The sequence below is a fragment of the Halegenticoccus soli genome (assembly GCF_002844195.1).
In the GTDB taxonomy this organism is placed as follows: domain Archaea; phylum Halobacteriota; class Halobacteria; order Halobacteriales; family Haloferacaceae; genus Halegenticoccus; species Halegenticoccus soli.
The window spans coordinates 163,063-176,451 of record NZ_PEND01000002.1 but is presented as its reverse complement, the minus strand read 5'-3'; the positions used below and the strand labels follow the sequence as shown (position 1 = coordinate 176,451).

Here is a 13,389-nt window from a genome sequence, read left to right as displayed (position 1 = left end):
GTACGGCGGCCGTGCATCGACGCGCCCTCCTCCCCGTCGCCCTCGCGGCCCTGCTCGTCCTCGCCGGCTGCGGCGACGTGTTCTCGACCGCCCCGCCGTCGGAGTCGTCGGAATCGCCCGTGACCGCCCCCGGCGTCTCCGAGAGCGGCGTCACGGATCCGATGAAGCTCCGGAACGCCCACGCGATGGCGCTCGGCAGGATCTCCTACACGGTGACGGAAGTGTACGAAGCGCGGTACGCGAACGGGACGCTCCGATCGCGGACGGAGGTAGTCGGTCGGATCGACGAAAACCGCACGCGGTACCACGTGACGACCGAACTGGACGGCGAGAAGTTAGTGGTGTACGGCGGAAATCACGTGCGGATGGAGTGGTTCGCCGACGGCGAACGCGCGTTCCGCCGGACGACGTCGAACGGATCGGTGGTGGTCGAAAACGAGATGATCGGACCGGACGGGCGACCGATTCCGCCGCGAGAAGCGTTCGTGTTCGACTCGACGTCCGGCACCGAGCTTTACCGGACGTTCGCGGCGGTGAACGCGACCGACGTCGAGGCCGTGACCCGCGACGGAACCCGACTGGTGCGGATCCGCGGATCAGAGATCGAGCATCCGGACCTGCTCGTCCGCGACGAACGGGTGTCGAACCCCTCGAACCTCTCGTTCACGGCGTTCGTCGGCCAGAGCGGGATCGTGCGCGACCTGCGACTCTCGTACGACGCGACGCTGAACGGGACGCCGATCGAGATGTCGTGGACGCTCCGCTACGAGCGGCTGGGGGCGACCGCGGTCCACCGGCCCGCGTGGGTCGATCACGCGGCCGAAAACGAGAGCCGTCCGGAGACGGAGAACCGGAGCGAGGGCGAAACCGCGACGTCGACGGCGGACGCGACGGCGACGGAAAACGCGGGCGGAACGACGGCGACGAACGAAAACGCGGCCTCGACTGCGGCCGCCGTCCGAAGCCCCGGTTAGAGTTCGTCTTCCGCGAGCTCCATCTCCGCGACGATGTCGTAGGGGTCCAGCCCGTTGCGGATGCCGTCGAGGATGCGGAACGCGTCGTCCGGCGCGAGGAAGTGCCGCGTGACGGCCCGGCCGAGCGGCGTCGGCTCCAGGCCGTCGATGAACCCCCACTCCAGGAGCTTGCCGACGGCGTGGGTCGTCGGTATCTCGCCGAGCATCCGGTCGTTGAGACGCTTTGCCCTCCTGCCGGCGACCGCCACGTTGGCGAGCGTCTCCTCGGCCGCGGCGGACTCGTCGTAGACGGTCGAGACGTCCTCCATCTCGCCCTTGAGGAGCTTGAACGCCACCTCGTCCTCGGTCATCTCCATCGAGTTGTGGTACGAGCAGTCGGGCTCGACGAGCATGTACACCGTCCCGCGGTCGTGGTAGTCCGGCCGGCCGGCGCGGCCGAGCATCTGGCTGAACTCCTGGACGGAGAGCCACTCGATGCCCATCGCCAGCGAGTCGAAGATCACCTGCGACGCCGGGAAGTCGACGCCCGCCGCCAGCGCCGCGGTGGTGACGACCGCCGCGAGGTCCTGATCGCCGAACAGCCGCTCGACCTTCTTGCGCCGTCGGTAGTCGAGGCCGGCGTGGTAGGGGGCGGAGTCGTACTCCAGCTTCCGGCTGATCTCGTGGCAGCGCCGCCGGGAGTTCGTGAAGATGATGGTCTGCCCGCGGTAGCCCTTCGAGGACGTCCGGTCGAACTCGCGCTTGACGAGGCGGTTCTCGATGCGAACCTTCTCCTGCCCGTCGGCGAACGTGACGTGCCGCTCGATGGGGACCGGCCGCTCTTCGAACTCGATCAGTGTCGCCTCCAGGCGCGTTGCGAGCCACTCCGGGTTGCCGACGGTCGCGGAGAGGTAGATCCACTGCGTCCCGGCGTCCCCGCTCCGCCCCCGCGCCCGCTCCTCGCAGTAGTGTTTCAGCCGGGAGATCATGCCGTCGAGGCGGTGGCCGCGCTCGTCCTCCTTGAGGGTGTGGACCTCGTCGATGACGACCGTCCCGACGTCGCCGAGGTCCCGGCCGGTCCGGAGCGCGTGGTCGACGCCCTCGTAAGTGCCGACGATCACGTCCGCGGAGGGGTCGAACCGCTCCCCGCCGCCGGAGATGCGGCTCGCGCCGACGCGGAGCGTCACGTCGACGAGGTGGCCGTACCGCTCGCGGAAGTCCTCGTGCTTCTGGTTCGCCAGCGCGACGAGCGGCACGAGAAAGAGGAGCTTCCCCTCGCCCTTCAGCGCGCGGTCGATCCCGGCGAGCTCGCCGACGAGCGTCTTCCCGGTCGCCGTCGCGCTCACGACGAGCTGATCGCGGCCGTCCAGGAGACCGTTGCGAACCGAGAGGCTCTGGACCGGGAGGAGCGTCTCGAACCGGTTCTCGGTGAGTTTCTGGAGTTTCGGGTGGAGGTCGAGGTCGGCGGTGCGGACGGGGTCGACGTCGTCGACGGTCGCGCTGATCTCGTCGAACTTCGTCAGGTCGGGGTCGAGCTCCCCCTGCAGGAGGTTCGTGATGCGGTCGAGGTCGCGCACCTCGAAGAGCAGCTCCTCCAGCCGCTCCTGTGCGGCCCGGGTGAGCCCCCCTTCGAAGGAGAGCTCGCGTTCGAGCTCCCGGACGGCGCAGTCGGGGCAGACGTACTCGCCGTTGGTCTCGATCGCCGTTTCCGCCGTGATCGGCGAGTAGCGGCCGCCCGAGGCGCAGTACCGACACGTCCGGACGACCAGGGCGTCGAGCTGGTAGCCGTCGAGCATCTCCCGGAGCTCGTTTCGGCCCTCCCGCGAGGTCTGCTCGGAGATTCGGATCCGCTCCGCTCGGCGGGCCAGTTCGACGAACTGGTCGGGGCTTCGCGGCTCCTCGCTCGACCCGCGCTTGACCCGGAACTTCGCGGGGCGGGGGCCGGCGCTCGTCTCCGCCAGTTCGAGCACCCCCCGGAACACCCGGTCGCCGTCGCGGGTGACGACCACCAGGTAGTTCCCGTTCGTCTCGTGGAGGAACAGGGTGTCGACCTGGGCGACCTGCTGTGACACGTTGCGTGGTACGGGGACGGGGTATTTCAGCGGCACGGTACCGTCCGGAGTGGCGGTTTCCCGTCCGGAGGCGGGAGGCGCTCGCCACCCCGGAGGCGACTCTCCGCCGATTGTGCACCTCCGTCCGCCCGGTCGATCCCCGCGCCAGAAGTGATTCCCCTCCGGCACTTTCGGAGTGTCAACGACGCGCAAACGCGTCGAGACGGTCGATCCGGCACGTATATCCCCGTCGAGTCGCTACGATCGAATATGTCTGCAAGGGAGAAAAACGCGCCGAGCGCACCGCCGCCGCGAAAGGCGCTGCTCATCTGCCCGACGTGCGGACACGAGAGTCCGCCGGACGGGGACTGGGTGGTTCGGCCGCGAACGACGCGGTGGGGGGCGCGAACCGCCTACGACTGCCCCGAGTGCGGGACGACGATCACGTATCGGACGGGCGCTGACGAGACGCGAACTCGGCGACCCGCCGGAGACGGTGAGGATCGAGAAGCCGGGGACGGTGGGGATCGAGAAGCCGGGGACGGTCGAGATCAAAACGCCGGAGACGGTCGGGAACTCCGACCGTAGCCGCGGGCGGAGCGCTCAGTCGCCGGAATCGTCCGAGCCGCCGGGATCGACGAGGTCGATGGCGTCGTCCCCGTTCGGCACCGCACAGAGGAACGCCCCCGGTTCGTCGCCCTCGTTGCGGTACCAGTGGACGACACCGGCGGGGATGAAAAGCGAGTCGCCGGCGGAGACCTCGTACTCCTCGTCGCCCAGTCCGACCGTGTACGAGCCGTCGAGCACGTACTGCTCGTGTTCGACCTCGTTGGTGTGTTTCGGCACCGACGCGCCGGGGTCGAGCGTGAAGCGCCGGATGGCGAAGTTCGGCGCGCCGTCGGAGTCGTCGACGAGAACGCCCCTGCGCAGCCCCTCGGCGGCGTCGACCGCGGCGTACTCGATCTCGTTCGCGCGGCGGACGATCGGAGTCGGTCGGTCGCTCATGGGCGTCGCTACGGCCGCGATCCCGTAAGCGTTGTCGTGCGAGCGCCGCTCGCGTCGCGGCGTCCCGGTCACGCGAACCTGGAGCGGGGCGCGGACGGGCCCGAGTTTAAGAGCTTTCCGCCACTAAGGGACGGTATGCGAGGCATTCGGATCGGGAGCGCCTTCGGAATCCCCATCAGGCTCGACTTCACCTTCCTGCTCGTTCTGCCGCTCTTCGCGTGGCTCATCGGCGCCGACGTAGCGAACCTCGCGGCCGTGATCAACGACCTGTTCGGCTCCGCCATCGCGGTCGACGAGCTCACCGCGGGCTCGATGCCGTGGATCCTCGGGACCGCCGCGGCGGTCGGGCTGTTCCTCTGCGTGCTCCTCCACGAGTTCGGTCACTCGCTCGTGGCGATGCGGTACGGCTACGAGATCGACTCCATCACCCTCTGGCTGTTCGGCGGCGTGGCCCGCTTCACCGAGATGCCCGAGGACTGGAAGCAGGAGTTCGCCATCGCCGTCGCCGGGCCGATCGTGAGCGTCCTCCTCGGCGTCGTCTCCTACGTCGGATTCCTCGCCCTCCCGGGCAGCCAGGCCGCCGCGAAGTTCGTCCTCGGCTACCTCGCGCTGACGAACGTCGTCCTCGCGGCGTTCAACATGCTCCCCGGCTTCCCGATGGATGGCGGCCGCGTCCTGCGGGCGCTCCTGGCCCGGAATCGCCCCCACGCGAGGGCGACCCAGATCGCCGCCGAGGTGGGGAAGGTCTTCGCCTTCCTCCTCGGCATCTTCGGGCTGTTCCAGAACCTGTTTCTCGTCGCGCTGGCCTTCTTCATCTACATCGGCGCGTCGAGCGAGGCCCAGCAGACGGTGATGAAGGCGGCGTTCCAGGACGTCACCGTCCGCGACATCATGACGCCCCGCGAGGACCTCCACACGATCGAGGCGGACGCGAGCATCTCGGACCTCATGGACCGGATGTTCCGCGAGCGCCACACGGGGTACCCCGTGATGCGCGACGGACGGCTCGTCGGGATGGTGACGCTGAACGACGCCCGGTCCGTCAGGGAGGTCGAACGCGACGCCTACCGGGTCGAGGAGGTCATGTCGCGGGAGATCGCCAGCGTCACGCCCGACGCCGGGGCGATGGACGCGCTCACCGTCATGCAGGAGCACAACGTCGGCCGCCTCCCCGTCATCGACACCGCGGGCGACCTCGCGGGGATCGTCTCGCGGACGGACCTGATGACGGCGTTCAACATCATCCAGACGAGCGGATCGGAGGAGATCCGTCGGCGGCGCGAGCCGAGCGTCGAGGCGCGCTGATCCGTCTATCCGTTTATCCGTCGATTCGTCGGTTCGTCGATCCGTCGATGGGCGGCCCGTCTCGAACGTCGGCGGATCGGTCCGGACGCCTCGACAGGTGGTTTTAAGCGCGCGCCCGGCCGTCAGTCGGTACCGATGGCGTTTTCGAACCCGTCCGCGGTCGTGTCGTTCGACGCCGAGGCGGCGCGCGAGGCGATCCGGGACGCGGTCGACGGATCGCTCTGGGCGCTCGTCGAGTACGACGCCGATTCGTTCAACCCGCTGTACGTCGACGACGCCGCGCTGGCGTTCTACGACGACGAAGAGCGGATGCTCGCGCACTTCGCGGAGATCCACTCGTACGTCTACATCGACTTCGCGGAGATGGACCTGTTCACCGACCTGTTCCCGGTCGCGGAGCGCGTCGAGTACATGGTCACGGGGATGGACGCGTTCAACCTCGTCCGCGTGTACGTTTCCGCCCGCGAAGGGCTGTTCATGACGCTCGACGCGGACGAACCGGTGCGACCCGTCGTCGAGGCGATACGCGAAACCGTCGACCGAGAGTGACGGCGCGGTCGACCGCGGGACCGCCGACCGCGTTGCGGTTCCGTTCGATCACTCGGGAGCCGGGCGGCCGACGAACACCGGGTTCGAAAGCGCGAGCATCGTCCCGTCCGGATCGCGGACTTCGGCCCGGACGTAGTCGACCTCGCCCGCGTCGGTCGAGTGCACCACCGTCGCCTCGTTCCCGCGGATCGGCGCGACCTCGACGACGCCGTCCTGCGTGCGGAGCGTCGCCACGGCGCACCGCGCACCGCCGACATCGAGCCGCACGGTGAGCCGCGCGCCCGGTCCGGGGTCGAGCCGTTCGCCGACGCCCGCGCGGTCCGAACCCGCCGCCGCCGACAGGTCGAGCGAGACGTCGGCCGACGCGGCGAGGTACGATCGACCGGCCTTCAGCTCGGGCAGGATCGCGTCGGGGGACAGCCGCGGCGCGCGGACGACCATCTGCGGGTGTCCGATCTCGCGGTCGGGGCCGTGCGAGTCGCTACCGCCGACCGCCGGGATCGCAAGCCCGTCGCGGAGCAGTTCGTCCCACAGTTCGACGGACCGCTCGTCGTCCGGGGTCCACGGGCCGTTCCACACCTCGATCGTGTCGACGTGGTCGTAGCCGAACCGCCAGTCGCAACCCTTGTACGGACAGAAGGGGTGCTGCGCGACGGTGAAGCCGCCGGCGTCGTGCACCGCCTCGACGAATCGGGGGGAGTTCGCCGTCCTCGGGGAGGTACCGCCAGTCGATCCACTGGTCGGGTTCGAGTCCGATCGCGCTGTAGTGGCCGGCCCGGGTCGTCGGCTCCTCGCCGTTGATGACCAGGAGGTCCGGGCGGGCGTGCCGCCCCCAGACGAGGTTCGCCGTCGCGGTGTTGTGATCCGTCGGCGAGATGAAGTCGAGTCCGGCGTCCGCCGCGAAGGAGACGACCTCCTCGGGCGTGTACTCGCCGTCCGAGTGGACCGTGTGGAGGTGAATGTCGCCGCGGTACCAGCGGGTCTCGTCGTCCAGCGGGCCGGTGGGCGCGGGATCGGGGACGAACGCCGGTCCCGGGTCGCCGGGGCGCATCGTGATCGTGATCTCGTAGTCGATGCCGGCCGGCGAGACCTTGTACGGCCCGAGGATGACGTGCCAGGTTCCGCGTTCGATCGGACCGGGGACGTACCCGGGCGTCGCCTCAGAGCGGGAGACGAAAAACTCCGACCGCGCGCCGCCGGACCAGCCGCGGAACCCGTCGGCGTTCCCGAGTTCGTAGCCGTCCGGGTCGAAGATGCCGATGTCGAGGGCGTTCCCCTCGACGTCGTTGTAGTCGTAGCTGACGTGCAGTTCCGCGATTCCGCCGGGCACCTCGAACGGGACGTACCGCCAGTTCGGCGTGTCGTCCTCGATGTGCCCGGTGATCACTTCGGTTCGCTCGCCGTCCGCCGAGCGTTCGGTGGCTGAGACACCGGAGACAGCCGTCCCCGCCGCGCCGAACGCCGCCGCGCGGAGGACGGAACGTCGTCGGTAGGTTCGTTTCATGGGGTTCGTCATCGCCCATTCGTTCAGTTTTCATTTTTTATATTAAAACTATCTTCGGGTTGTAATATTCCGCAGCGTTGGACTATGTAGGAGTACGGACGCCGCGCTCCGCGGCGAACGGCGGATCCGGAGCACCCGTCACGAGACGAGGCGATCGGGGGTCCGCTCGAGAGGCCCGCGGAGCCGCCCGTAAAGAAGATGCTATCACGTTAACGGAGAGAACTATCGGGGGAGTACCGCTAGAACGCGATGAAATGGTTGCTCCGACCGAGTACCGGTGCGATACCTGCGACTGGTCCGTCGAGAAGAACGACCGTTCGCCGATGGAGCTGTCGAAGCTGGCGATCGATCACTTCGTCGAAACGGGGCACAGCGTGTACAGCGACCTCACGGAGGAAACGAGCGTTCTGCCGCCTCACTAGGCGACTGTCTTCGACTGACCGGACGGCAGCGGCTCCTCTCGCCCGGTACGTCGAACCCCGCCGACGATCGCTCCCTCCCGGTTCGGAACGGCCGGCTCAACGACGTAACCGGTCCTGTTAACTCGTCTCACACCCTCTGACTAGGCAATCCAGGGGCGACCACCCTCTGAGGGAGATAATCGGCAATGATAACCGCCCGAGTCACGGTGGAATTTTCCCAGTTCAGAGCGGCACTCGCTCGCGTCCCGGGCGTCGAACTGCATCTCGAGCCGGGCCAGTGTTTCGTCCCGTACGAACCGCTGCTCGTCTGGACGCGAGGCGATGACGCGTTCGAACGGTTCGAAGCGGCGGTCGAAGAAGACCCGACGGTAGTCTCGTTCACTCCGCTCACGACGGACCACCAGCGGCTGTACGAAGCCGATCTGAACGACGAGGGTTCGACGCCCGTCTACGCGCTCCTCTGTCGCGAATCCGCGATGATCCTCGTCGCGGGGACGATTACGACGGAGGGCTGGAAGCTCTGCCTTCGCGTGCCCGACAAAGCGACGATCGGGCGACTTCACGCGCAACTGCGTGACCAGCAGGTTCGCGTGGACGTGCAGTCGCTCCACGAGGACGCCGCCGAGCCGAGGCGCAAACTGGGGCTGAGCGACAGCCAGTACGAGGCGTTACTGCTCGCGTACGAACGCGGTTACTTCGCGGTTCCGCGCGAGACCGACATGAACGAACTCGCCGCCGAGCTGGGCGTTTCGAGTCAGGCCGTCTCCGAGCGCCTCCGCCGCGCGCTCAGAACGCTTCTCCAGCGCGTGACCGACGAGGAAGTGGTCGGGAGCGACGGGTGACTGCGCTGCGCGAAACCGACGCGCCGTCGTTCTCAACCGGTGGAGATCCCCGTCGGGGGAGCGCCCTGTCGGAAGAGGTGCCGCCGGACGGCGCGATAGGCGCTTCCGCCGAACTGCCGGCGCTCGGCTTCTGCGAGAACCGCGGGCGCGCAGAGCGCCGCGAGAACGGCTTCCCGCACGCGATCTTTTTCGTGATCCCGTATTTCGATGCCGTCGAACGTTCCGGCGTCGATCGCCTCCAGCGTCTCCTGGATGACGAGCAGTCGCTCGACCAGCGCGACGGTGTCGAGTTGACGGATTTGCGTCGTGTTCATGGCACTACTGCGTGGTAATCGACGAAGATAGCGCTGTTGGCTGCAAAACGAGTAAGACGCTCCCGCGAGACATTCCGCTACCGCCGCTCCGCGATCAAGCGTCGTCGTCTCTCAGGAGCGTGTTCGCAATGAGGGTCCGGACCGCTCTCCGCATGCGGCCGGTCGCCGCGGCGCTCGATATCCCGAGTTCGGCCGCGAGGTCGCTCAGCGAGACGGCCCGCGGTTCGCTGAAGTAGCCGCGCCGAAACGCCGCGAGCAGCGCTTCCCGCTGCGGATCCGTCAGCCCGTAGCTCTCCGCCGACTTCGCGTCGAGTTCGGTTGCGATCCGGTTCACGCGGACGCCCATCTCGTACTCCCGCAGCTCCGACTGGAACCGCGAGACGTTTTCGGAGTCGGGGAAGCGCAGTTCGAAAGACCACGTCTCGTCGTTTCCGACCGCCTCCACGATCGTCGCGTCGGCCTGCATGATCGCCTGAATGAACTCGTCGACGTGTTCGGTCCACTTCACCCGATAGAGCGCTCCGGCGTCGAATCGTTCCACGAGGGCCAGTTCCTCGATCTCGGGTTCCTTGCGCGCTTCCCGCTCGAAGGCCTCGTAATCGCTGCAGTCCCAAACGAAGAAGAAGGGCAGTCGGTCCGTCCGCGACGGCACGGTGCGTTCGAACTCGATCTCCATCTTCGAGTCTCTCTTGAGGGCCCTGCCGAGCGCGAACTCCTCGGCGGGGACCGTGAACTCGGCGATGACGCTCATTGTCCGCTCCTACGTTCGCCCGGAAGAAAGCGTTCGTGACGGTGTTTGTCCCGTTGCAGAAAAGACACGCCGGACGAACGTCACTCGTAGGCGCATCGCTCTCGATGCGCCCGCGCGCCGCACACGCAGCAGACGGTCCGTCGAGCGGGCGACTTGGCGAATTTCGCGTTCTCGGCGGTGACGTCCGCCCCGTCCGTGGTCGATTCGAGTTCGAGCGATACCTCGTGAACCGTGTTTCGATCACAGCGGTCGCAGTAGGTTACGATCGCGTTCGGAGGGAGGTCGCGTTCGGGCATTTCTTCGCGTATTCGACCCTTTCGGAGGACCTGTTCGAGGGGACATTCCTCCGAATTGAGTTATTTCCTCCAGCGGGGTAGTCTCTAAGGCTGCAGTGACAAGCCAGCTAAGAGCGCCGACGACGGATCGTCGTTCTGGGCTCTGTGACGTTCGCGGATGACGGTTGCTCGATTCCCTGATTCGATCTCTTACGACGAGCCTTCGACTCCTCACGTCCGTTCGTCGTCAGAAGGTCCGGGTGCGAGAATCGAACCCGCGTCTCAGCCTCCACAAGGCTGAAGGATGACCACTACCCCAACCCGGACACACGTCGCATTACTTCGGAGCGACTGAAATACGTTACGACTTCGGGCCCGGGAAGGCCTCGCCCGCGTGCGAATAGACGACGCTCGGCACCGTCAAAAGGCGGTGACGCCGTTCGCCGGGATATCCCGGCACGTCGTTTAGGCGCTCGGAGGTCGCACCATCGGGTATGGCAGACATCCCGGACGTCCAGGCGGTGGAGACGGAGGACGAGTACATCCACGTCCGATTCCGCGACCCCGACCAGTTCGACACGATCCGGACCCCGGACTGGGCCGCGAACGTGGCGAACTCCGTCTCCGAGGGCAGCGAAGTCCGCACCGGCAAGGAGAAGGACGGCGACGAGTGGAAGGTAGAAAGCGTCCTCATCGACAGGGACAACGCCGACGAAGATCAGGCGAGAGAGCAGGCGAAGCAGATCGTCGAGAAGATCGAGTCCTGAGCGGCCGAACCGCGGTCGACACTCGCGGCCGAGTTTGGCTCGGTCGAACCTGTCGAATCGCTGAAACGTCGCCGAGTCGCCGAAACGTCGCCGAGCGGTCGAACCGCCGCGCGATCGTCGTCCGAGCCATCCGGGACGTTTTTCGGGCTCGGACGCGTAGGGCGACCAACAGTGGCGATCACGGACAAGATCTACGTCAAAAACCACCGGCAGCTCGCCTCGCAACTGGAGACGAGCATCCCGAAGGGGGCGTTCAAGGGGGCGACGCTGGATCTGCTCTACACCGGCGACGGACTCGCGAAGCTGGACGAGGCCACCCGCGAGCGCGTGCTGGACTTCGCGGAGGACTTTCTCGACTGCGACTGCGACAACAACCCCTACTGCGGCCACCCGGAGCGAAAGTTCGTCCGCTACCTGCTCGAACTCCGAGCGCAGGGACTCGGACCGGACGCCATCGTCGACGTGATGTCCGACGAGTACATGCTGTACGCGTACCCGGGCGACGTCCTCTCGTTCCTCGACCAGTCCGTGCGGACGCTGGAAGCCGTCGAGGCGCTCGCCGAGGTCGAGGGCGACGACGAGATGGAGCGGCGGGCCGCCGAGGCGGCGAGGGAGCTCTCCGGCTAGAGGAGGGGACGGGGAACCGCGGAGACCGTCGACGGGGAGTCGGCGGGCCGCTCACCCGAGCCGGAACGGACGCTCGTCCGTCTCGCCGTCTAAGTCCTCCAGCTGGATCACTTCCTCCTCCTCGGGGTCTTCGAGCTGTTCGCGGAGGTACGTGACGTACCGCTTGTACTCCTCCAGCTGTTCGCGGAGGTGGTCGGCTTCGAGTTCGAGCCGCTCGTGCTCGCGGATGAAGCTCTTCGGCACCTCCACCGTCGGCGGGAAGCTCTCCTCGCCGCGTCGCTCCTGCAGTTCGTGCTCGGGGACGACCTGGACCTGGCCGTCGTGGGCAACGAGCGTGTCCACGTAATCCCGGAACACCGCCGACAGGGAGATGTCGCGCTCCTCGGCGATCTCGCGGAGCGTCTCGAACGCGTCCTCGTTGACGCGGAACGAGATGGTCTTGTTCTTGTTGCCCATTCTATCGACACTACGTCGCGCTCACCACTTAACGGTTTGTCAGACGACCGCACCCGAATCGACATAAAGGGTACGCCGTGCGGCGGGTGACCGTACATCGTCGTCGACCGTACTAGTGCGTTCATGGCTACCGAATCGCACGACGACGCGTGGACGCTGGAGGGGGAACCCGCCGCGCGGAGCATCGACGACGTGACGCTCGCCGAGTACGACGCCCGTCCGGTCGCGAAGTTCGCCGTGGCCTTCCTGATCGGGGCGACGTTCTTCCTCGTTCCGGTACCGTGGCGCGGGGAGCTGACGGTCCCCTTCGACGTCGCGGTGTCGCTCGTCACCGAATCGTTTCCCACCGCCGTCGGCGTCTACTGCCTCGCGGTCATCGTCGCCGGCGGCCTGCTGACGACCCTCGCGGAACTCGATCGGCGGGGCGTCGGCGTCGCCGGCGCGGATCTCCCCGTCGACCTCGCCTACTTCGAGAGCTCGGCCGCCTTCTGGTTCCTCCGCGTCGCCGGCGCGCTCCTCGCGCCGGTGATGTTCTTCAAATTCGGCCCCGAGTGGCTGCACGCGCCGGGGACCGGCGGGTTCATGTGGGGGACGCTGATCTACAGCGTCGGCGTCATCATCCCGATCGGCGCGGTGTTCATCACGATCTTCGTCGAACTCGGCGGGCTGGAGTTCGTCGGGACGCTCTCGCGGCCGGTGATGCGCCCGCTGTTCCGCCTGCCCGGTCGCGCCGCGCTCGACAGCCTCGCCTCCTGGGTCGGCTCCTACAGCGTCGGCCTCTACGTCACGCGGAACGTCTTCGAGCGCGGCGGCTACAGCAGGCGGGACGTGTTCACCATCGCCACCTGCTTTTCGACGGTGAGCATCGGCTTCGTCGGCGTGGTGGCCGCGACCGTCGACATGCTCGAGCTCTTTCCCCTCATCTTCCTCGCGTACTTCGTCTGCGTCGTCGTCTGCGCGGCGATCCTCGTCCGGGTGCCGCCGATCAGCGCCGTCCCCGAGACGTACGTCGCCGAACCGGACCCCGAAGTGCCGTTCGAGGGCTCGACCGCTGACTACCTCCGCTTCGCGCTCAGCGAGGCGGTGAGGAAGGCCGAGGAGGGCGAGACGTTCCTCGACGCCGCGCGCCGGGGCTTCGTCGACGGGCTCCGGCTGACCAGCCTCATCCTGGGGACCATCCTGGCGGTCGGGCTCGCGGCGGTGCTGCTCTCGGCGTACACGCCCACGTTCCGGATCCTCGGCGCGCCGCTCGTCCCCCTCGTGGACCTGCTTGGAATCCCGAACGCCGAGACGGTCGCGCCGGCGACGATCGTCGGCATCACGGAGATGTACGTGCCGGTCCTGCTCGTCGCCGAGGCCGAGCCGATGGCGCGATTCTTCGTCGCGGTGCTCGCCGTCTCGCAGCTCATCTTCTTCTCCAGCGTCGGACCGATGATGATGGACATGTTCCGGGACGTTCCGATCAGATTTCGCGACCTCGTGACGCTCTTCGCCCTGCGGACCGCCATCCTCGTCCCGCTCGTCGCGGCGATGACGCACGCGGTGAACGCGCTGGGACTGCTCTGAAC

Annotated in this window: 14 protein-coding genes, 1 tRNA gene and 1 pseudogene; 8 read left to right on the top strand and 8 right to left on the bottom strand. The window is 67.4% G+C overall.

The annotated features are described in order from the left end of the window. The first annotated feature begins 11 nt into the window (after positions 1–11). Positions 12–974: a DUF7537 family lipoprotein gene (locus CNO20_RS05810; RefSeq protein ID WP_101295199.1), complete on the top strand. Its 963-nt coding sequence runs from the start codon at positions 12–14 to the stop codon at positions 972–974. Here the strand turns inward: CNO20_RS05810 and CNO20_RS05805 are convergent. Together CNO20_RS05805 and CNO20_RS05795 are read right to left on the bottom strand one after the other, a co-directional pair. Further along, complete coding sequence (locus CNO20_RS05805) at positions 971–3,025, bottom strand: DEAD/DEAH box helicase (protein ID WP_101295198.1); 2,055 nt, start codon at positions 3,023–3,025, stop codon at positions 971–973. The two genes, CNO20_RS05810 and CNO20_RS05805, sit on opposite strands and share 4 nt — an antisense overlap. 582 nt (positions 3,026–3,607) lie before the next feature. Beyond that, positions 3,608–4,009 (bottom strand): cupin domain-containing protein, encoded by a 402-nt coding sequence (locus CNO20_RS05795; RefSeq protein ID WP_101295735.1) that lies wholly within the window; start codon positions 4,007–4,009, stop codon positions 3,608–3,610. Positions 4,010–4,144: 135 nt separating this feature from the next. On the opposite strand from CNO20_RS05795, the gene CNO20_RS05790 reads away from it, so the two are divergent. Next, a complete protein-coding gene (locus tag CNO20_RS05790) occupies positions 4,145–5,314 on the top strand; it encodes a M50 family metallopeptidase (protein ID WP_101295197.1) in 1,170 nt (389 codons plus the stop codon). Positions 5,315–5,449: 135 nt separating this feature from the next. Next, on the top strand, positions 5,450–5,863 hold the full coding sequence (locus tag CNO20_RS05785) for a DUF7522 family protein (protein WP_101295196.1): 414 nt from the start codon (positions 5,450–5,452) through the stop codon (positions 5,861–5,863). A gap of 48 nt (positions 5,864–5,911) precedes the next feature. On the opposite strand, the pseudogene CNO20_RS23655 reads toward CNO20_RS05785, so the two are convergent. After that, positions 5,912–6,914: pseudogene (locus CNO20_RS23655) on the bottom strand (CehA/McbA family metallohydrolase). Positions 6,915–7,621: 707 nt separating this feature from the next. On the opposite strand from CNO20_RS23655, the gene CNO20_RS22915 reads away from it, so the two are divergent. Next, on the top strand, positions 7,622–7,789 hold the full coding sequence (locus tag CNO20_RS22915; RefSeq protein WP_158237368.1) for a hypothetical protein: 168 nt from the start codon (positions 7,622–7,624) through the stop codon (positions 7,787–7,789). 185 nt (positions 7,790–7,974) lie between these two features. Further along, a complete protein-coding gene (locus tag CNO20_RS05770; RefSeq protein WP_101295193.1) occupies positions 7,975–8,631 on the top strand; it encodes a helix-turn-helix domain-containing protein in 657 nt (218 codons plus the stop codon). A 32-nt stretch (positions 8,632–8,663) separates the two neighbouring features. Here the strand turns inward: CNO20_RS05770 and CNO20_RS05765 are convergent, their stop codons facing one another. The 4 genes from CNO20_RS05765 to CNO20_RS05750 form a co-directional block, all read right to left on the bottom strand. Beyond that, positions 8,664–8,945 (bottom strand): hypothetical protein, encoded by a 282-nt coding sequence (locus CNO20_RS05765; RefSeq protein ID WP_101295192.1) that lies wholly within the window; start codon positions 8,943–8,945, stop codon positions 8,664–8,666. A 94-nt stretch (positions 8,946–9,039) separates the two neighbouring features. Continuing rightward, positions 9,040–9,696 (bottom strand): helix-turn-helix domain-containing protein, encoded by a 657-nt coding sequence (locus CNO20_RS05760; protein ID WP_101295191.1) that lies wholly within the window; start codon positions 9,694–9,696, stop codon positions 9,040–9,042. 80 nt (positions 9,697–9,776) lie between these two features. Continuing rightward, positions 9,777–9,992, bottom strand: a complete 216-nt coding sequence (locus CNO20_RS05755) for a DUF7835 family putative zinc beta-ribbon protein (RefSeq protein ID WP_101295190.1) — start codon at positions 9,990–9,992, stop codon at positions 9,777–9,779. Between the two features lie 233 nt (positions 9,993–10,225). Next, positions 10,226–10,297 (bottom strand) — tRNA-His (locus tag CNO20_RS05750). Between the two features lie 168 nt (positions 10,298–10,465). Here CNO20_RS05750 and CNO20_RS05745 point away from each other — a divergent pair. Together CNO20_RS05745 and CNO20_RS05740 are read left to right on the top strand one after the other, a co-directional pair. Continuing rightward, positions 10,466–10,738, top strand: coding sequence for a hypothetical protein (locus CNO20_RS05745; protein ID WP_101295189.1), 273 nt, complete (start codon positions 10,466–10,468; stop codon positions 10,736–10,738). Between the two features lie 171 nt (positions 10,739–10,909). Next, on the top strand, positions 10,910–11,365 hold the full coding sequence (locus CNO20_RS05740) for a DUF5814 domain-containing protein (protein ID WP_101295188.1): 456 nt from the start codon (positions 10,910–10,912) through the stop codon (positions 11,363–11,365). Between the two features lie 51 nt (positions 11,366–11,416). On the opposite strand, the gene CNO20_RS05735 is transcribed toward CNO20_RS05740, so the two are convergent. Beyond that, positions 11,417–11,821: a DUF8146 domain-containing protein gene (locus CNO20_RS05735; protein WP_101295187.1), complete on the bottom strand. Its 405-nt coding sequence runs from the start codon at positions 11,819–11,821 to the stop codon at positions 11,417–11,419. A gap of 123 nt (positions 11,822–11,944) precedes the next feature. On the opposite strand from CNO20_RS05735, the gene CNO20_RS05730 reads away from it, so the two are divergent. Then, positions 11,945–13,387: a YjiH family protein gene (locus tag CNO20_RS05730; RefSeq protein ID WP_101295186.1), complete on the top strand. Its 1,443-nt coding sequence runs from the start codon at positions 11,945–11,947 to the stop codon at positions 13,385–13,387. The last annotated feature ends 2 nt before the right edge of the window (positions 13,388–13,389 follow it).

Excerpts from the sequence above, each read along its gene's own strand:
- CNO20_RS05795 (WP_101295735.1), bottom strand. The coding sequence starts at position 4,009 with ATGAGCGACCGACCGACTCCGATCGTCCGCCGCGCGAACGAGATCGAG.
- CNO20_RS05790 (WP_101295197.1), top strand. The coding sequence starts at position 4,145 with ATGCGAGGCATTCGGATCGGGAGCGCCTTCGGAATCCCCATCAGGCTC.
- CNO20_RS05785 (WP_101295196.1), top strand. The coding sequence starts at position 5,450 with ATGGCGTTTTCGAACCCGTCCGCGGTCGTGTCGTTCGACGCCGAGGCG.
- CNO20_RS22915 (WP_158237368.1), top strand. The coding sequence starts at position 7,622 with ATGGTTGCTCCGACCGAGTACCGGTGCGATACCTGCGACTGGTCCGTC.
- CNO20_RS05770 (WP_101295193.1), top strand. The coding sequence starts at position 7,975 with ATGATAACCGCCCGAGTCACGGTGGAATTTTCCCAGTTCAGAGCGGCA.
- CNO20_RS05765 (WP_101295192.1), bottom strand. The coding sequence starts at position 8,945 with ATGAACACGACGCAAATCCGTCAACTCGACACCGTCGCGCTGGTCGAG.
- CNO20_RS05760 (WP_101295191.1), bottom strand. The coding sequence starts at position 9,696 with ATGAGCGTCATCGCCGAGTTCACGGTCCCCGCCGAGGAGTTCGCGCTC.
- CNO20_RS05755 (WP_101295190.1), bottom strand. The coding sequence starts at position 9,992 with ATGCCCGAACGCGACCTCCCTCCGAACGCGATCGTAACCTACTGCGAC.
- CNO20_RS05745 (WP_101295189.1), top strand. The coding sequence starts at position 10,466 with ATGGCAGACATCCCGGACGTCCAGGCGGTGGAGACGGAGGACGAGTAC.
- CNO20_RS05735 (WP_101295187.1), bottom strand. The coding sequence starts at position 11,821 with ATGGGCAACAAGAACAAGACCATCTCGTTCCGCGTCAACGAGGACGCG.
- CNO20_RS05730 (WP_101295186.1), top strand. The coding sequence starts at position 11,945 with ATGGCTACCGAATCGCACGACGACGCGTGGACGCTGGAGGGGGAACCC.